Source organism: Neglectibacter sp. CSJ-5 (assembly GCF_032490475.1).
In the GTDB taxonomy this organism is placed as follows: Bacteria; Bacillota; Clostridia; order Oscillospirales; family Acutalibacteraceae; genus Hominenteromicrobium; species Hominenteromicrobium mulieris.
The window spans coordinates 197,267-214,853 of the sequence record NZ_JAVYJC010000001.1 but is presented as its reverse complement, the minus strand read 5'-3'; the positions used below and the strand labels follow the sequence as shown (position 1 = coordinate 214,853).

The 17,587-nt window shown below is 48.5% G+C and carries 19 protein-coding genes; 2 read left to right on the top strand and 17 right to left on the bottom strand.

Annotation, left to right across the window (positions count from 1 at the left end; genetic code table 11):
* The 17 genes from R2K26_RS00980 to R2K26_RS00900 form a co-directional block, all read right to left on the bottom strand.
* The gene (locus R2K26_RS00980; RefSeq protein WP_316518218.1) at positions 1-1,725 is read right to left on the bottom strand and encodes a peptidoglycan DD-metalloendopeptidase family protein; all 1,725 of its coding nucleotides are present in this window, start codon (positions 1,723-1,725) and stop codon (positions 1-3) included.
* Positions 1,706-4,042: a VirB4-like conjugal transfer ATPase, CD1110 family gene (locus R2K26_RS00975; RefSeq protein ID WP_316518217.1), complete on the bottom strand. Its 2,337-nt coding sequence runs from the start codon at positions 4,040-4,042 to the stop codon at positions 1,706-1,708. Before R2K26_RS00975 ends, R2K26_RS00980 begins: the two co-directional genes overlap by 20 nt.
* Entirely contained in the window at positions 3,987-4,478 is a 492-nt protein-coding gene (locus R2K26_RS00970) for a PrgI family protein (RefSeq protein WP_316518215.1), read from the bottom strand. Before R2K26_RS00970 ends, R2K26_RS00975 begins: the two co-directional genes overlap by 56 nt.
* Positions 4,479-4,497: 19 nt before the next feature.
* Entirely contained in the window at positions 4,498-4,638 is a 141-nt protein-coding gene (locus tag R2K26_RS00965; protein WP_316518213.1) for a hypothetical protein, read from the bottom strand.
* Between the two features lie 38 nt (positions 4,639-4,676).
* A complete protein-coding gene (locus tag R2K26_RS00960; RefSeq protein ID WP_316518211.1) occupies positions 4,677-5,315 on the bottom strand; it encodes a hypothetical protein in 639 nt (212 codons plus the stop codon).
* A gap of 16 nt (positions 5,316-5,331) precedes the next feature.
* Positions 5,332-5,661: a hypothetical protein gene (locus R2K26_RS00955; RefSeq protein ID WP_316518210.1), complete on the bottom strand. Its 330-nt coding sequence runs from the start codon at positions 5,659-5,661 to the stop codon at positions 5,332-5,334.
* 13 nt (positions 5,662-5,674) lie between these two features.
* Entirely contained in the window at positions 5,675-7,468 is a 1,794-nt protein-coding gene (locus R2K26_RS00950) for a VirD4-like conjugal transfer protein, CD1115 family (RefSeq protein WP_316518208.1), read from the bottom strand.
* Positions 7,465-7,635, bottom strand: coding sequence for a hypothetical protein (locus R2K26_RS00945; protein ID WP_316518205.1), 171 nt, complete (start codon positions 7,633-7,635; stop codon positions 7,465-7,467). The genes R2K26_RS00950 and R2K26_RS00945 overlap by 4 nt, the downstream gene beginning before the upstream one ends.
* Positions 7,635-8,597 carry a hypothetical protein gene (locus R2K26_RS00940; RefSeq protein WP_316518203.1) on the bottom strand — a complete coding sequence of 321 codons (963 nt, stop codon included), beginning with the start codon at positions 8,595-8,597 and terminating at the stop codon, positions 7,635-7,637. The genes R2K26_RS00945 and R2K26_RS00940 overlap by 1 nt, the downstream gene beginning before the upstream one ends.
* Positions 8,598-8,607: 10 nt before the next feature.
* Complete coding sequence (locus tag R2K26_RS00935; RefSeq protein WP_316518201.1) at positions 8,608-9,516, bottom strand: DUF3801 domain-containing protein; 909 nt, start codon at positions 9,514-9,516, stop codon at positions 8,608-8,610.
* Positions 9,404-10,888, bottom strand: a complete 1,485-nt coding sequence (locus tag R2K26_RS00930; RefSeq protein WP_316518200.1) for a relaxase/mobilization nuclease domain-containing protein — start codon at positions 10,886-10,888, stop codon at positions 9,404-9,406. Before R2K26_RS00930 ends, R2K26_RS00935 begins: the two co-directional genes overlap by 113 nt.
* Positions 10,879-11,328 carry a plasmid mobilization protein gene (locus R2K26_RS00925; protein ID WP_396897206.1) on the bottom strand — a complete coding sequence of 150 codons (450 nt, stop codon included), beginning with the start codon at positions 11,326-11,328 and terminating at the stop codon, positions 10,879-10,881. Before R2K26_RS00925 ends, R2K26_RS00930 begins: the two co-directional genes overlap by 10 nt.
* Before the next feature lie 373 nt (positions 11,329-11,701).
* On the bottom strand, positions 11,702-12,448 hold the full coding sequence (locus R2K26_RS00920; RefSeq protein ID WP_316518197.1) for a hypothetical protein: 747 nt from the start codon (positions 12,446-12,448) through the stop codon (positions 11,702-11,704).
* Between the two features lie 12 nt (positions 12,449-12,460).
* Complete coding sequence (gene dnaG, locus R2K26_RS00915; RefSeq protein WP_316518195.1) at positions 12,461-14,431, bottom strand: DNA primase; 1,971 nt, start codon at positions 14,429-14,431, stop codon at positions 12,461-12,463.
* A gap of 31 nt (positions 14,432-14,462) precedes the next feature.
* On the bottom strand, positions 14,463-15,554 hold the full coding sequence (locus R2K26_RS00910; protein WP_308449034.1) for an ArdC-like ssDNA-binding domain-containing protein: 1,092 nt from the start codon (positions 15,552-15,554) through the stop codon (positions 14,463-14,465).
* A complete protein-coding gene (locus tag R2K26_RS00905) occupies positions 15,554-15,805 on the bottom strand; it encodes a hypothetical protein (protein ID WP_308449033.1) in 252 nt (83 codons plus the stop codon). The genes R2K26_RS00910 and R2K26_RS00905 overlap by 1 nt, the downstream gene beginning before the upstream one ends.
* A 177-nt stretch (positions 15,806-15,982) precedes the next feature.
* Positions 15,983-16,678, bottom strand: a complete 696-nt coding sequence (locus R2K26_RS00900) for a hypothetical protein (protein WP_308449032.1) — start codon at positions 16,676-16,678, stop codon at positions 15,983-15,985.
* Positions 16,679-16,813: 135 nt separating this feature from the next.
* On the opposite strand from R2K26_RS00900, the gene R2K26_RS00895 reads away from it, so the two are divergent.
* On the top strand, positions 16,814-17,086 hold the full coding sequence (locus R2K26_RS00895; RefSeq protein ID WP_308449031.1) for a type II toxin-antitoxin system RelB/DinJ family antitoxin: 273 nt from the start codon (positions 16,814-16,816) through the stop codon (positions 17,084-17,086).
* On the top strand, positions 17,073-17,345 hold the full coding sequence (locus tag R2K26_RS00890) for a type II toxin-antitoxin system YafQ family toxin (protein ID WP_308449030.1): 273 nt from the start codon (positions 17,073-17,075) through the stop codon (positions 17,343-17,345). The genes R2K26_RS00895 and R2K26_RS00890 overlap by 14 nt, the downstream gene beginning before the upstream one ends.
* Positions 17,346-17,587 lie beyond the last annotated feature (242 nt).

Here is a 17,587-nt window from a genome sequence, read left to right as displayed (position 1 = left end):
TTAAAACGTCCTTTCCAAATACTTGCTGAGTAAATCCGTCCCGATATACGGATACGGGTCAACTCGGTTATTTTCTAAATACAATTCAAAATGCAAGTGGTTGCCGGATGAATTTCCGGTGCTGCCCACGTAGCCGATCACGTCGCCCTGATGCACATACTGCCCATAAGATACCGCCACACTGGATAGATGCGCATACAGCGTGTCTACGCCCTCTGCGTGGTTGATTTTGACGTAATAGCCCCATGAGTAGCCCCACGAATCCGACGCATTTGCAACGGTCACTTTGCCGTCTGCGGCCGCGTACACCGGCGTGCCCTCCGGCATACCGATGTCCATTCCCTTGTGCGGCGAACCGCTGTACATGCCGCCGAAATGCTGCGTGATGTTCTGCTCCCATCCCGGCTCAAGCGGTGCACATAGACCGCGTGCATTCAGACTTCCCGGGTATGTTCCCGAAATCGTGCCAAACGTATAGCAGCGCAAAAACTGCTCGATATAATTCGGGTTCCCGTAGGTACTGCCGCCACCCATTTTTTCCGAATAAGCTCTCGCGCATTCGACTGACCATACCCCGCCGTAATATGTATCGCAGAAATCGATAAAGCCATCGCCCATGTTGTATGCCTGCAAAGCCTTGAACAAATTATTTTTGTCTGTCGGTGATTTGCAGCCGGTCTTTTTCACCTTTAGGCTAAAGCAATATACGCCGATCTCAATGCTGTACTCGGGGTCAGTTATGCCATTCGGCTGTTTTACCGCCAAGCCGGATTCGGAGCACGCAAACGGGTCTTCCGGGTCATCCAAAATGCCGGTCTCTGCCATACACAGCGCCAATAGAACCTCAACATATTCGGGTATGCCGTCTTTTTGTGCCCAATATGTAATGGATGCGCGGTAGGATTCCACGCGGTCGTTTAGATTTATCGCACGTCCGGCACTGCTCGCTAAGCTGCCAAAACTGTTTGAAAAAATCAACAGCAGTACAACAACACCGATCCAAATCGCCATGAGAGCTTTAGGTAAGCCCTTGGCGTCTGTCGCCGGTACATCTTGCGTTTTATTTGCGACGTACTGCTGCGCCGCACGTGCCACATCGTGCGCGTGTACGGCCGTAGCCGTCTGCGCACTTTCCTGTATTTTTTGCACCGTGCCGACCGTTACCTTTTTAGCCGTTTCGGCCGCAGCCTGTACGGCCACGCTGGTTCCCGCCGTCGCTGCACCGGCACTTACGGTTGCCGTAACTTTTACAGTCTCCACAGTGGCCGTCTTAGCTGCCTGCTGTGCAGCTTGCGCACCGGCGCGTGCCGCATGTGACACTGCTTCGGAGGTGCTTCTATACGCAGTTTTGGATGCAGCTTTATACGATGCCTGCACCGTATTTCCTGCACGCGATGTCAACCGCCACGGAGAGCTCTTCGCCAACGGTTGCACGCCTCGTTCAACGGGTTTATTTTTACTCTTTCGCACAGCGCGCTTGATCTCACTCGTCACAGCATCTCTGACCGCCCCTGCCGTCGATTTTGCACGGCCGACAACCTGATCTGCCGCAGCCGTTTCCGGCGCTTTGTCCCCATCCTGCTCCGGCGTATCAACGCTCATCGGTGCAGTGACGATTTTTTGCATCTCGGAGAGCTGCTCTGACATTTCCCGTAAACCGTCACTGCACCCGTGTGCCTTGATCATGCCTTTCTTTACCGTGTTCTCATACGTCGTAATGTTCATTTACTTCTTGCCCCCATCCGTCAGACGGCTTTGTGGACATCAGCTGATACAAGGGATTATCGGTCGGGAAATCGTTTTCAAATGGCACAATCGTGCTGCCAACCTTGATGAGCCCTGTGCCGTACTGCTCCTTGGCAAGCGCCTGCTTCTGCGCCTCAGACAGGCTAAACATTTCCGCAAGTACGTCTCTGTCCGGTGCAGACTGATACAGCATCGTGATGATGTAGCTGTTTTCGAGCAGCTTGCGTGCCTCCGGGCTGTTGAGTATTTCCGTTGTGTTCTGGGTCGCACCGATGATATAGCCACCACGCTTGCGGATACGCTGCCAAAGCGATGCAAAATACTGTGCCGCGTATGGGTTACGGAAAATCGTCATGATCTCATCGATATAAATGTACGTGTGCCTCTTTTTCCGCCAGTTGTCCATTAGGCGGCTGTAAATCGATTCAAGGACAATGAGCATACCGACCGCGTTCATCCCTTCACCAAGCTTTGAAAGGTCATAGTCGATGATATGCGCCTGTGTATCGACGTTCGTAGGCTGCGCAAACATATCGTAAGAACCCGCAGTATAAATTTCCATGCGCAGCGCTAGTTCCTGTGCTTCCGGCGCATCCTGGTCTTTCAGCATACGGTACAGATCACCAAGCAGCGGCGACGGCTTTGTATAACCGGACGCCACGATCGGTGCATACAGCTTTCGCACACAACGATCCAAAAGGCTTTTCATTTTGCCGTCAAGCACGTTGCCATCTTCCATAAGCAAGATACGGCAGAAAGACATGATAAATTCAAGCTTTTCTTTCAACGGTTCGCTGCTGCGGTCATCGGGGTCGGCATTGATCTCAAGCGGATTGATCCTGTGCGGTGTAGACGGAGATAAGGAGATCACCGTTCCGCCAAGCCTTTGTGTCGCTACAACATACTCACACTCCGGGTCAACGAAAAATATGTCTGCCTCCCCTTTCAGTGCGACCTGCAAAGCGTCCTCCTTGATGTGGAACGACTTACCGCCGCCGGTCGTCGCCAACACAAGACTGTTTCCGCTCATCAGCATATCGCGATTTATAGTGATGAGGCGTTTCGTCTTTGCGTTAATACCGAACCACGAGCCGCCCGGATAATAGATTTCCTGCGCTGCAAACGGGCAAATACCGGCAAGCGCCTGCGTTGTTAGCAACCGATCCGCCTGAATAAACGGACGCCCAAAAGGTAATGCCGTATTCAGTCCCTCGTACTGCTGCGCAAGGAGCGGGAGAAACTGGCAGGAAATGGATTTTCCTTTGCTCATGATGCTTTCAGCATCGTTTTCCAGTTCTTCCCGCGTATCGGCAAAATGTGCTACGGTGACGGTAACAAGGTATAAGTTTTGGTCGCGCTCCTGTATAGCCTCCATGACTTCCTGTACTCCCGCCGCACGCTGCATCAGCTTATACGGCACGCTGCCGCTGTAATTGCCGTTGCGCTGTTGGTGCAGCGTATAGTTTACGATTTTCGTATCGATTGCCATACTGCGGCTTTCCGCCTCCGCCATCGCTTCGGCGCTCGGTATCGGCAGAAAATCGATTGTAAAAATCATCGGCTTGCCGATAGAGGCAATATCCGAAACAATGCGGTCGTTGAGATATATCGGATAGGCATTCAGGAACAGCGTTTTGCAGTATCGGCCGCCGATTTTCAAATGCGTACAGGAATTGAGAGCTTCCGCACTGAGCGGTGCAATGCTGTCTTTCCAGTTCATGCCGAGCTTTTTTTCTGCGTGAGCATCAAATCGGAAAGTTTCCTCTAAACCCGGCCGGTAAATATCGTGCAGCAAACGCAGACGTTCGGATAACGGTACTGCACGCAGTTCCACACCGAGCGCCTGAAAACTGCTAATTAAATTTCCCTCCACGCGAGCAAAAAACGCTGCGGCATCTTCATCATTTCTTCGTACTGCTGTTATCGTCAGATACGCCTGCTTCGTCATGCCGAGCGTACCGCGCACCTGTTCCCGCAGTACGGTATTCATATTCTCCCGATAATCATCTAACTCATCTTCCGGGTTCATCGGGATCAACACATCGCGCTCGAACTGCTCCTGTCGTATCGGCCGAAAGAAAACACTGATCTTCGCGTAAATGCCTTTATCGATAGAATTGAGCAGTGCTGAATAATCCACAAGCCGACGCATCTTTTCCTCATCGCGCAGCTCTGTATAGTTGATGTCCGTAAACGCAAACATTTTGGAATATTCTCCGCTGTCAAGTACGAACGTACCATCATTCAGAATGCGCTTGACCGGGATCATCTCCTGCGTGCTGCGCGGAATTTTCATGCTTCCCTGTTGATACTGCTCCGCGCCTCTCAAGGTCTTTTTCCAAAGCATCTTTGCCTTTCTCCCTTCTGTTCTTCATTTCATTCTGCTCGACCGCACGTGCGGCTGTGCAAAGCTGTTCGATCTCATTTGCGTGTATATTGCTACCCTTAAAAACGACCCTGCGCGGCATCAAGAGCACATGCAGCCAGCATAATGCCACACGCTCGGCGGGCATTTTATGCCACTTAAAAAAGCCTATCAAGGCCAACGGCGCACTTGCGCATAACGTAAGGAACGATGCCATATCGGTACTGCCGAAACGCGTATACACATTCCAAAAAGTTATAACGCCCGCACATAGCGCTGCAGCACTCCAAATAGTCTGACGCACAGATAAACCGGATAGGAACTCATCTTTAATATCTCGTATTTCTTGGTTTACTTTGATTTGCATAACTCTTTTCGCTCCTTCCTTACACAAATCCCAACAGCTTATGCGTCATGTTGTCGGCACCTTTTATAATGGCGCTGAGAGACGACAAGTACAGAAGCAGCATGACCGGCTTCGCCATCGTGCCCAGAAAGCCCAACATCCCGCCTACCTGTGTCATCACAGCATCATCCGCTATCGCGCAAAATAGCTGTATGGCGATTACCATCGTAATGGCTTCCATGCAAACGCCGAACACGTTTTTATATAGTTGCGACCATACATGGCGGTTACATTTCCACCGGCAAAAAACGCCAACGGAACCGGCGCTATCGACATATAGACATAGATTTTGAGAAACCGCCCGAACACCGTCAGCAGCAAAACCAGACCGCTGATAATGACCGCAATATATAAAATACCGGTCAGGATGTTAATGGACAGCAGCTCGCCTATCGCACCGGCAACACCGCCCGGTGAGCTTTCGTCTATATTGGGAAGAAGTCCGGCTTGTCCGCCCATCGCCTCAATCAGGCGGCTTGTTAAGCTGCGGACAACGGAGAACATCGGCATGAGGATTATATCCGTACCGCGTACCACCAGAGCATTGACGATCACGAGCCGTGCCAAGGTTTTGAATATTGCAATCGGCGTTTTTTGCTCGATCAGCGACACGGCGGATTGTATGTACCCTACGCAAAATGCAACAAGCATCAGTGATGATGCAAACCCTTTCAATATCGTATTCAGAATTGAAATATACTCGTATGCGTGCGGGCTAAAATCCGAGAGATCTTCCGTCAACACCGAGTACATCAAGCCGAATATCTGTGTCAAAAATTGCAGCACAAGTTCATACAAAGCAGTTCACTCCCTTTTATGCTGTTGTCATGCCGAGGAACGTCAGAATCTGCTGTGCGAAGCAAAGGGTAAATCCACCGATAATACACGTAACACCTATAATGCGCTTCGTAGAATCGTGGCTAAATCCTGCCATGACGATTTGCACAAGACCAAATAAGCCTACAAATATACCTACTACTTTCAGCAACCCGAAAAACATCGTCAGCAAATTGTTAATCGGTGTGTCGATCTCTGCCACACCGGTGCTTGCAAAGCAGGGGATAGCAAACAGCATTGCGCTTGCCACCGCAAAGTATGCGTACCGTGCGTATTTTCCCACTCGGTTCAAATTAAACTTTCTCATGTGAATCGCTCCTTTAATTTAGTTCGACATTTTGAAGGTCAAAGGTAAACACACCATCCACCTCGTCTTCATCAACGTCTGTTTCGTTGATCTGTATTGTGTTCGTTTCCGGCAAAAGCTCTGACGAAACATACGAATACTGCGGCGCACCGCCATCGGCCGAAAGCTTAATTCTTGGATGTCGGTTCAGGTCGTATTTTTCGTCGATTATCGGCCGCTCATCGGCTAAAATCATAATTACGCTACCAATTTTGCCTTTCAACAGCTTGTTTTTTAGGCGTACCTCTGTTACATCCATCAAAGCGCGGCCGCTATTTTGCTCATTGGTGCTGTTGCTGCCGCTCGTCCAACTATGCGTTGTACCGTAACTGCGATTGTCAATCGTTTCCTGTCCCATCGCTTTGGAAATCCATTCGTGCGTGCTCTGCTCGTTGCCGCCGAGATATAGTATCTCATCGCACATGCCGGACACGGACTCCCAGTCGTCCGGGAACATACGCTTGATCTGCGATATATTTTGCAGAATAATCGATAATGTGATGTTGCGCGAACGCATCGTCGCAACCCAGTTTTGGAAGCTGTCCGGCAACGTAATATTTCGCGCTTCCTCGAGCACAAAATGCACCGGCACGGGTAAGCCGCCGGTGCTGCGTGCATCTGCCTGTGCCATCATAAGCTGAAAAAGCTGCGTGATAAGCGCCGATGCCAGGAAATGGAAACTGTTGTCGTCCGGCATACGGATAAACAGCGCTGTTTTTTCTTCTCCGATCTTCTCGAGTTCCAATTCATCACCGGTCGTTAGGTTTACCACGTCTTCAAGCAAAAACTTTTCTAAGCGACTGAGAAGCGATTCCTGAATACTCATAATCGTCTCGCCTGCACCCTTTCGGTAAGCATCAAAGTAGCGCACCGCTATATGCCTCGGGCTTCTGGCACGCAGCTCCTCGATGAGCACCTGTGTCGCAGAGACCCCAGCTTCATCGCCTTCTTCGACGGTCTCGGCAAGGATCAGCTCCATAACTGTTCCGAAATTCATTTCCGTCTCCGGGCATTCATACCACACGTAATACATGAGCGCCGAAAGCATCATTTTAGCCGTCTTGTCCCAAAAGGCATCACCACCATGTTTCGTTTTATCCTCGGTATTTGCAAATAGGTTTGTGATAAAGCCTTGTATGTCGCTTTCCCGTTTAAAATAGACGAATGGGTTATACCGAAAACTGCTGAGCATATCGATAAGGTCAAAGACACGGATTTTGTAGCCCTCTGCCTTAAATACATTGCCAATATCGCGGAGCAACTCCCCTTTCGGGTCCATGATGATATAAGATGAGTTACATTGCAGTAAATTAGGCTTTACATACGCTCGCGTTTTGCGTGAGCCGGAGCCGCCGATAACAAGCGTAAATAGGTTTTTATCCAATTTGCGCTGATCCGTTGTGATGCTCAAATGTCTGGATAAGATGCGGTTTTCATCCGGGTGTTCTTTGTCGTGGAGCCGGTGGTTCAGCAGGTACACATTTTCCCATTTTGCCGAACCGTGTTCCTCGCCATGGCGGAAATTCTTTTGTGAGCCGAATATATATAGGAGCATCAACGCATAGCCGCCCAGAAATATGCCCACGGCTTTTCCGGTATCGGCACAGAATTCCAACCGAAACGGATGTGCAGTAATCTCATTCATGTTCAGCAAAATCCCGGGCAAGCCACCCTCTGCATACGGCGCGATCAGCACCGCAAGCCAAAGCACAAATACCGCCCCGATGCCTGCCATGATCCAAGTCGTTAATGTGTTTTTGCCTCTCATCTTTTGAACTCACTCACAATTATTTTATAACCGTTTTCCTTTATTTTTTCCTCATAGTGCCGCAGCTCGCCTTTGGGGTCTGTAACGATATAAGGTACGCTGCATTCCGGTGAACTCGGTTCCACACACAAACAACCTCTCGCCGCTAATTCTTTTTTGTTTTTCATCACATTGTCCTCCATTTCTTTGACCGAAGTCGATTTTCGATCACCATAATTTCTTGTGCTGCGATGCTCTGCGCTGTGGATAACGCTCGCAGCAGATTTTCAATTTTATCTGTGCCGAGCGCCGTCGGGACGCGCACACACACTTCCTGCGGCAAAACGCCAAAATGCACGCACACAATATACGCTGCGCATTTTGCAATGATCTCGTTTGCCGGTGTATCCGGCAGCGCTGTTTTCTCATTCTCCTGAAACACCAAAGCGAAATCTTTTTCGGCCAATGCTTCAAGCGCGGCGTAGCAAAGCATAGCTCTTTCCATCTGCCCCGGCTGCACAAGGTACGCACGTGCTTCATGGTCATAGTGGATGCCCGTCACATTTTGTTGTTCGACGATTTTCAGCTCGTCGATCTGATTTAGAGTGATTCTGCAAATGGCAAGCGTGTTATAGATAGTACCTTTCAGCGTCAGTTTTTCTCCGGCATTTGTCTGCGTAATGTCATACCATTTGCTCGGTACTATGGTTTTCCGCTGTGCGTCTGCACCTGCATCCAGCCATATTGGTTTTGCCTCTGCGCCCGACAGAAGCTGCACGCCTAAGCCGCGCCACGATGCAGCCGTTGCAATACGTGTTGCTTTCTCATTCTGCAATGCGATTAGCATAGAGTTTTTGACGTCAAAGCGCATACGTCCCATAACCTGCAACACTTTCTCCAAAAAACGCTCATTGACGAACATCTCATCCCGCGCCCTTACCCAACGTGTATTCAGCGCTTTCCATGATTGCTTTTTTCTGCCGCCGGAACCCTTCTTCATTTTGAAAGTACGGCGCGCTCGCAGAACTGTATCCACAGAACCGGCAACATTGCCGTTTTTTCCGTCTTTATTTTCGTCGTCCTTGAGGAACGTCGGTTCATCATCAGCCGACCAAGCCAAAGGCTTTATATCTTCTTTTGAAATCGCCATACACACCGCCTTACTTTCTTGTCAGCCTTTGCGGCTTTACCTTCGGCGTCTTTTGAATGACCTTATCGGTATTTGAAGTACGTCCACCTGCCTGCATCTGGCGCACAGCTTCCGCAATTCTCGCTTCTTTTTGCGTGTTGACGTTTTTTGCAGCCTCCAGCTTTTTCATAACAGATGGCTTGTCCTGTACCGGCACGGTACGTTTGGTTTTCACAACCTTCTCGCCGAGTAGCGGGTCGTCTTGGTTATAAAGTTCAAAATTGTGCTGACGCTTTTCTTCGATTCGCTCTGCAAAGTCTTTATCGATAGACGCCGTAACATCTGCCCAAAGTTCTTCAGCCTCTTGTTCCGTTACGGATGTCTTCAAGCCGTCGGAGGACAGACGGCTTTTCCGTTCCGTCTGTCCTTTCGTAGGGTTTGGCTCCGGCTTTAAAAGGTCTTGTGCGCTACCGCGTGCCTCCTTAACCGCATCCTGTACCCGCACTTGATCTTTTCCAATCACGACCTCCGGGAGCTCGTTTATATTTGCCGCTTTAGACGGATCACGTTCGATCTCCGCCTGCGTAACATCCGTCAGCACAGTCAGCTTATTGTGCTCGATCAGACGGTTGATAACTGCTGCATCCTCGCCGCGCACCATTAAGGTCGATAACCCATCGCCGTTGCTGTCGTGCAAATGCAAGTACCGCAAGCCATAGGGCCGTGCAGCTTTTTTGAATGTTTCGATGGCTTCATCACTCATCGAGATAAAGCGCACCTCCGATGTACTCATCAAAAAATCTCGGCATTTTCGCGCCGGGATCATTTTATCTGCGCTGTATCGGATCGCCGCTACGAGCGCTGCCAGAACTTCTTTGCTCCCGCGTAGGAGCAGCTTCGTTCCTTCGATGCTCAAGGTGATGATCGCTTGTTCGTCCATTTTCTTTTCCCCTTTCTGTTTCAAATGTTTTTACTTCATGTGCTTTTTCGATTTTGGATTTGATCTGTGGCTGCTGCTCGAGGATTTGCACACAGAGCTTTGCTTCTGAGCGCAGCTTTTTGAGCTGCACGTTGATTTTCTCGATTTTTTCAAGCTGCTCCTGTATTTCAGCATCGCCTGTCTCCAAACACCGCAGCACGGTTCTTACTTCTTCCCGCTCATCAATCTGCTCGGAGATTTCGTGCTGCACTACGCGCAACCGCTGCTCTACGTCATCGCAAGTTTTAAGATCATATTTTGCAACATAATCGAACTGCTTTACGTACGCGTTTAACTGCCAACGTGCCGTGGTAAACGCACTTCCGTATACTTTGGGATGTCGCTTAAAAACGCCGAGATAATAAAGCCACTTGTAATAAAGCGCTCGTATTCCATGCGCTTTAGATTTTCGGCGTACCGTTCCTCGCAAGCGCATTTTCCTTTTTGGTGTCATCGGCTGCTCTATAACTTTGGTTTTGCCGAGCAGCCGGTCTGCTTTGATACGGAGAATGCGCAAGTGCAGCGCCTCCGGCTCGTAGTTTTCTCCAAGCGACTGCAAACGAATATTTCGTTCACCACCCGGCGGACAAATCGCAACATACTTTCGATCTGTCATAACGGCATACCCGTACGCCCGCAGCGTATCGTAAAAAGCTTCGAGCGATTCTATATTTTCATTTGCGAGTATGTGGTCTATATCTTCGCGCAGCACTTTACGCCGGTTCGGTTTTCCTTCTTTCTCTGCCTGCCAAGTTGCATACGGCATACCGCGGCGTACCGGCTTAATGAGCGACAAACCATACTCTCTGCAAAGTGCATCCGAAACCGTCCGCATTTGCCAATAGTTTTTCTCTTTCCATAAGCGTTTGCCATCCAAAAAAGAAACCGAGTTGATAACGAAGTGGTTGTGGATATGCTCATGATCTAAATGCGTTGCAACAAGCACCTGATACCGTTCACCCCACATTTCTTTTGCGAGCCGAATACCGATCTCGTGCGCCGTTTCCGGTGTGACCTCTCCCGGCGCAAAGCTCTGTATGGCGTGGTAGGCACAAATGCCGTCGTTTTTGTCGAACGCATTTTTTGCTAAAATCATTTCCTGCCGCGCCGTTTCTGCATCGCAGTTGACGCCGGACACAAAACGCTCCGTGTCCCGCACAGTCTTGTTGCCGTCTTCTGCGTATTCAATCACATCCGTCAGTGATTGATATTCTTCCTCTTTTAATTTCGGATCACCGATCACCAACGGGTTCTGCGTCTTGTTCGGGTTCTCAATGTAAAGCAGGCAATCGCCAATCCAGCCGTTGATTTTCCAGATTTTTGTTACCGCCACTTTCGTTCTTCCTCCCGTTTTTCTTTCAGCGCCTTTTGGTCGGATTTACGGATATACGTTCCGAGCTCCGAAGTCATCGGGTCGCGTTTGATTGGCTCCGTAACGTAACGATACAGCATAGATGCCAACGGCTTGATCTCATCGGTAAGCCGCTCAAATTCCTTCCAGTCAATCCTGCCGGTCGCATGTGCTATACGCGTAAGCTGGTTCATGTTGTTGCCAATGTAACGCAACTGTGACAGGATCAAATAAAAATCAAACGGCGGGCGTTCCTGCGGAAGCACACCGTCGATAAGCTGCCGCACATACGCCGACATAGATAAACCGGATTTGCTCGCTAAGGATTGCAGACGTGCCATTTGTGTTTCATTTAAGCGCAGCTCTAAACGGTAAGGGTATTTGTATTCGCCTTTTCTTATTGGTCTCACTTCTTTCTGCATGACGGGTTTTAGGGTGTCCCTAAAAAATCGGTGATTTTCACCGATCTACCATTCTTACGTAAGAATGGTATGCTTGCGAAAGCAAACTGAAAAAGTGCGTTTCGCGCTTTTTCAGTTTGCCCGGGCGGCTTCCGCCGCAAATCTTTTTTGCTGATAGCAAAAAAACGAACGGAGTTCGCCCAAAATTCTGCGTCGCCACACGCAAAAATGTGTCCGGCAGACGCAAGAATTTGCTGATTACGGGGAAGGTTTCCCGCAGTTTTTCACTGCGTTTTGCGAAAAAGTGGATTACTTTTCGCTCGTTGCAGCGGAAGAATTTTCCTCGTCGCTGCACAACTCCACGTATTCGCGCACGGCTTTCGGCACGGACTTGTTATATTTTTGCGTTAAAATCTGTTCCGCCGCTGCCTGCAAATCCTTTTGCATTGTGCCCGCGAAGTCCGTGCAGTACATCTCGAGCGCCCTTCTTTTTTCCGCGCTTACGTTGAGCTTCACCACGATTTCCATCTGACTTTTCTTCATTCTCTTTCGCCTTTCTTTCAAAAATTTTTGTCTGCCACACGCTCTCCGGCGCAACTTGATGCTCATCCGGAAGCAGTGCAGCTCCAACAATTTGCATCCACGGCACGCAATGACCGGCATCCGAAAACGTAAGTTTTCCCGCACTGAAATAGCCGGTCAGACAAAAGCCACGGGTATTATCGAAGAACTTAATGCTCTCTACACGCTTTGCAAGTTCCCAAATATTGGACGGGAACAGCTCAAAATCTTCCACGATTTTCGCAGCCGGAACGCCTGTACGATCTCGCCACACCAACCGCGCTATGGCTTCTGCTGCGTCCGGCAGACCGATGCAATAGCAATTCACCGCATACGTTTTGCCCTCAAGCAAAGCGAAAAACGCTTCCATTTTTTCTTGTTCAAGCGGTATCTCGCACAGAAAACTGCGCCCGTCAGCGATGAGCTTTTGCATCGCATACGTTTCCGAACTGTTGTAGATTCGAGCGATTTTCTGCGGCGTAACACTATACTCTGGCAGTAGCTTTAAGCCTTCAAGCACCTGCAAAAAGCTCGTTTTCCCGACGCCCGGAAGCCCGGTAACTAAATAAATCGTCTGCAAAATCTCACCTCGCTATTTGATTTTTGCTTCATAGACCTGCTTGTTTTTTTTGCACATGAGCTCGTATTGTTTCTTAATTTCTCCCGAAATTCTTGTGCGCTCCGGTGCGGAAGCAAACCCATACGCATACTGATATTGCTTATTGCCGTCCTGATCTGTGTACGTTCCCATGCTCGGCGGCGAATAGAAATACCCGCGTTTGCCCTCCATGATCTTGCCGTATTTGAGCGCAAACACATCGTTTTGCAGCTCGGCATACGCTTTAACCGTATTGCGGTTTGCAGCCTTCCGCAGCGTGAGCTTTGTCTCTCCGACGTCTATCGCCGTACCGCCGCCGATAACTTCAACCTCCGAGTTGAAATCAAAATTACGTGCAAGGAACGCCGTCATTTCCCTTTCAATCTCCGGCTTCAGCTCGACGTACGGAACCCATTCACGCCTATCTTTAGCAAGATACGCGGGCATCAAGGCCGAAAATCGATTGTGTTCATCCAACACCAGACGCACGCCGTTGATGCGGTAGTCTTCGTTTATAATGACATCCGCAAAGGCTACCACTTCACTTTCTGCGTCAGAAACCGGGCGAATAAACGCATGATAGCGCTGTGTAGGTTCTTCTTCCGGCTCAAAAATTTCCTCGTCTTTAATTTCTTCCGGCACGGTTTTATTTGCCGGGTCTGTCGCAGCTGCCTGCACCTGTGCTAAGATACTCTCACGTCCAACTCCGACCTCCGCAGCAATTTGTGCCGCAAATAAATCCTGTTCCACCGGGTTTTCGACCGTCGCCAACACACGCACCGCTTCAACGGCATAAGTCAAACGGTCTTTATTCACGTTCATGTCCAACCCGTTTTTGCACATTTGTAGCCGGTATTCGGTATCGCTTATCGCTGCTTTGAAAGCCTCAGCAAGACGTTCTGCTCCGTCCTCCGAGTGCATTTTTATGAACTCATCCGGGTCTTTACCTTCGCCCAAGGAAGCCACGCTGACGCGCAACTCTGGGCACGCAGAACGCAAAACCTGTATAGCTCTTTGCGTTGCTCTGATGCCCGCACTGTCGCTGTCATAACAAATAGTAAGCTCCTTGCAGCTCCGCCCAATCAGCTTTGCTTGTTCCTCCGTCAACGATGTACCGAGTGAAGCGACCGCACCAGCAAAGCCCGCTGTTTGCAGCGCGATCACGTCCATGTACCCTTCTGCGAGTATCAAATGGTCGCTGTGCGCCTTGCGTGCGAAGTTATATCCGTACAGATTATTGGACTTTCTGAATACCGGCGTGGTGTTGGTGTTTATGTATTTTGCCTTGTCCTCTTTGTTCAGGGCGCGTCCACCAAACGCAATTACATTGCCGACTGTATCAAAAATCGGGTACATGATTCGGTCTCGGAACCGATCCATAACGTGCCCGGTTTTACTTTGGTACGCAAGATTTGCGGTTATCATCTCATCATCCGTAAAGCCTTTATCGCGCAGATAATTCACAAGCCCAAAGCTTTCCGGCTTCGCATAACCTAAACCAAAATGTCGTACAGCGGCCATGCTCAAACCGCGTTCATTCAGCAAATAAGTTCGCCCGACACTGCCTTCATCGTCCTGTGTAAGCGAACGGAAGAAGTAACGTGCCGCCTCTCGGTTGCACGCACGAATACGATCTCTGAGCTCCTGCTCACGCTGATTGAGCTGTGCGCCTTTGGCATCAATCGTTATTCCGGCACGCTGGGCGAGCTGCTGCACCGCCTCCACGTAACTGAGATTATCCGTACCGCGAATAAAAGATATGACGTCGCCGCTCGTGCCGCAGCCGAAGCAGTAAAAGGAATTGGTCTTCTCATACAATACGCATGACGGTGTTTTTTCCTGATGGAACGGACAACAGCACGACATGGTTGAACCGTGCCGCGATAGATTCACACGTTCTGCTGCAACATCTATAATGCTCACGCGGCTTTTGATCTCATCAACCTGATCTCTCGATATTGCCAAAAAATTCACTCCTTTCTACGTTCATTTCTCTTTACAGTGAACGATTCATTTTTCTTTTCGGCTTGTCCATAATGTGCTCCGGCGTCTTTTCTTCCTGTTCAGGTGCTGCCTGCGCTGTTTTTATCGGCTGCGGCTGAATGCCTGATAAGCGCAGTGCTGCCAAAATCTGCGGCGCATGGCGCTTATATAGATCACCGATTGGTTTAAAAACCTTATCGATCTGCTCATTGATTTCCGCTTTTTCTTCATCCGTTTTGCCCGTTTTAAGCTCGGTTATGTAGTTCTTATACTCCACGCTCATGTGCTCCTTACGTGTGTCAGTGATTGGCAGACCCATGGCGGATTCAAGCATAACGGATAAAGCGTCTGCTTCAAACTCACGCTGTGCACGGCTTTTGCCGGTATCCATACCGTGTTGCAACATGCCGTGCGCCATCTCATGCAGCAGCGTCGATAATCGCTGTGTATCAGCAAGGCGGCTGTTAATCGTAATGTTGCATGTCTCTGATTCGTAATATCCGCGCAGCGCAACGCTCTTTAAATCAATCGTCCGCACCGGCATTCCGCAGCGGTTGCTGTATTCGCTGATAATGTCAAACGCCGCTGCGTGCAGCTCATCTGCGCAGCCGAGACCGACTAATTTAGGGTAATCTTCCGCAGGGCAATTCGTTTGTGCAATATCAAAGACCACTCCATAACGATAGAACTGCAATTCTTCACGTGTCTCAAGCATTCCGGCTTTTATCATGTCCCGTACTGCTTTTGGTGTGCTTTTCGTCAGCCTCTTCCATGGTTCACTTTCTTTGCCACGATAATAGGTAATATTATGGGGTACCCATATACGCATACCTTTTTCGCCCTTTTGTACGGTATAGCCCATTTTTTCAAATTGATTATATCCCGCAGTAAACATAGCATACGGATTTTGCTTGTAGATCAGCATCTGGTTGCGGACGCTGTAATCTGGGAACCGGCTTGAAAAAATCAAAAATTCCGCAACATCTTTTGCATCTGCTTCCCAGTTTTCTGCAAGGTCAATAACGCGCTGCTTGGCGTCTGCACCCAGTTGCTTTACAAATTCTTCTTTTTCCTCTGGTGAACGATATTTTCCGTAACCGGGCATTACTCCTCACCTCCACCATAATTACGCAGCACGTCCAGATATTCTTCCGGCAGTGCAGCCAGCTCATTTTTAATACGCACTTGCTGCTCCATCGGAAGATCTTCTAATGGCGTCAATCCGTCGATTTCAATGCCATCTCCTGCTGTTACAAATTCTTCTGGCATCTCAGCGCACCAAAGGTTCTCCCAGTCATCTTCACAAATTGCCATGCCTTCTGTGTACAGCAGCACAACACCATACATTTCTTTCATTTTGCCTTTCTCCTTTGCCGAAAATATAAGTTTACAGTTTTGTTTGCCGGAATGCTCGGCGTAGCTTCTTGCTCCTTTCCTTTTATTTACAGGCCCCGCCGGGATTGTGACCAGCGCTCTGCATTACAAAAGCCCATCACCAAACGGTAATGAGCTTTCTCACTCTGCACAGGCAGGTTATTTTGTTATATTGCGGCTATTGACGATCCCTATTTGGGTAAAAAACAATTTGTAGAGTTCAAATTGCAGCTGTTCCGCTGTATACGGATCGTCCGACTGTATGTAGGGCTTAATCTGGTCTACTGTAAGTCCACGACTAAGAAGGTCAAGAATTACAGTTCTCTTTGCATCTGAAAGTTTTGGGTTTGAAATCAGCTCCGCAATACTTTCTTCTCCTATGCTTATATAAGTTACAATTTGCTTAATGTGCCCTTTACCATACATATAGTCGCTTGCCGTATAGCTTGTGCCAAATTTTGAATTGATGAGTTCAAGATCATTTTTAATTGAAACCTTATTCATAATCCCGCGTGCAATGCGCTCAAGCAGCACCGGAATATACATCGCATAACTCCCGAAGATCATCACCAAACCAATTATGAAAAATCTATATGGCTCTGTGTTCTTTGATGCCTGCAACCATTCTTCATAATTTCCTCCCGAAATCAACAAACTACCTATCCAAGGAAGGGTATATACATACCCAAAAAGCCTAAGATAGAAACATATAGGTGAGCTGACCCTTTGATACAAGCTATTGTTGTGATTTGAGGCCTTTGACACCACCTTATACGTCCCCGTAAAAAGCCCTATCAAAAGTGTCAGCACAAACAGATTTTCCGGTTTACTGAAAAATCCAACAACTTTTTGCATATTCTCGCTCCTCTTTTCTTTCTTATCTGTATTATGTTACGATTATCATCTACATTTTGCACATCAATCGTGCGAAAATTTATTGACAGTATCATTACAAAGTGCTATAATATAAGTACCAAAGGAGGTTGTATAATGGCACAAACAAACGTCAATATTCGCATGGACAGCGATTTAAAAACACAATTCGAGGCTTTCTGCACTGATATGGGCATGACGATGACGACCGCTTTTACCGTTTTCGCAAAAAAAGCAGTACGCGAATATCGCATTCCTTTTGAAATCGGCGCCGAAGTACCGAACGCCGTAACAAGAAAAGCTATCGAAGACGCAAAAAACGGAATTGGAATGAGCAAAGGTTTTTCCTCCGTAAAAGAGCTGATGGAGGATCTGAATGCTGACGATTAAGTATCAGACGACCTTCAAAAAAGATTACAAGCGAATCGTCAAAAGGGGTTACGATATTCGGCTTCTGGAAGAGGTTATCACCATTCTGGCTGAACAAAAGCCTTTGCCGGAAAATTATCGAGATCACAACTTGTCTGGCAATTATGCCGGTTGCAGGGAGTGCCATATCACCCCCGATTGGCTTCTAATTTATGAAATTCAAAACGATGAGCTCATCCTCTGCTTAACCAGAACCGGATCACATAGTGATCTGTTCTGAAAGTTCAAATTCAACATTATCCATCTGCGAGGAGCGTCCCTAAAGTTGTGGACGCTCCTTTTTCGTATAAAACCGGCAATATTGCCGGTCACGCTTTACTTATGTACAGCGTCTTCCCGTCAACGAACATCCACGTACTGCTTTTTCCTTACCGTCAAACTTTATATTGCATTGTACAGTCAAATTAGATACAATATTTATGTTATTTACCAACAGTTATATGACTATTAGAGGCGATACTG

What these genes read in the sequence shown, in the direction of transcription:
- R2K26_RS00905 (WP_308449033.1), bottom strand. Translation starts at nt 15,805, where the DNA reads ATGAAAGAAATGTATGGTGTTGTGCTGCTGTACACAGAAGGCATGGCA.
- R2K26_RS00910 (WP_308449034.1), bottom strand. Translation starts at nt 15,554, where the DNA reads ATGCCCGGTTACGGAAAATATCGTTCACCAGAGGAAAAAGAAGAATTT.
- R2K26_RS00895 (WP_308449031.1), top strand. Translation starts at nt 16,814, where the DNA reads ATGGCACAAACAAACGTCAATATTCGCATGGACAGCGATTTAAAAACA.
- R2K26_RS00935 (WP_316518201.1), bottom strand. Translation starts at nt 9,516, where the DNA reads ATGGACGAACAAGCGATCATCACCTTGAGCATCGAAGGAACGAAGCTG.
- R2K26_RS00950 (WP_316518208.1), bottom strand. Translation starts at nt 7,468, where the DNA reads ATGAGAGGCAAAAACACATTAACGACTTGGATCATGGCAGGCATCGGG.
- R2K26_RS00980 (WP_316518218.1), bottom strand. Translation starts at nt 1,725, where the DNA reads ATGAACATTACGACGTATGAGAACACGGTAAAGAAAGGCATGATCAAG.
- R2K26_RS00945 (WP_316518205.1), bottom strand. Translation starts at nt 7,635, where the DNA reads ATGAAAAACAAAAAAGAATTAGCGGCGAGAGGTTGTTTGTGTGTGGAA.
- R2K26_RS00955 (WP_316518210.1), bottom strand. Translation starts at nt 5,661, where the DNA reads ATGAGAAAGTTTAATTTGAACCGAGTGGGAAAATACGCACGGTACGCA.
- R2K26_RS00940 (WP_316518203.1), bottom strand. Translation starts at nt 8,597, where the DNA reads ATGGCGATTTCAAAAGAAGATATAAAGCCTTTGGCTTGGTCGGCTGAT.
- R2K26_RS00925 (WP_396897206.1), bottom strand. Translation starts at nt 11,328, where the DNA reads ATGCAGAAAGAAGTGAGACCAATAAGAAAAGGCGAATACAAATACCCT.
- R2K26_RS00890 (WP_308449030.1), top strand. Translation starts at nt 17,073, where the DNA reads ATGCTGACGATTAAGTATCAGACGACCTTCAAAAAAGATTACAAGCGA.
- R2K26_RS00975 (WP_316518217.1), bottom strand. Translation starts at nt 4,042, where the DNA reads ATGAAAATTCCGCGCAGCACGCAGGAGATGATCCCGGTCAAGCGCATT.
- R2K26_RS00970 (WP_316518215.1), bottom strand. Translation starts at nt 4,478, where the DNA reads ATGCAAATCAAAGTAAACCAAGAAATACGAGATATTAAAGATGAGTTC.
- R2K26_RS00900 (WP_308449032.1), bottom strand. Translation starts at nt 16,678, where the DNA reads ATGCAAAAAGTTGTTGGATTTTTCAGTAAACCGGAAAATCTGTTTGTG.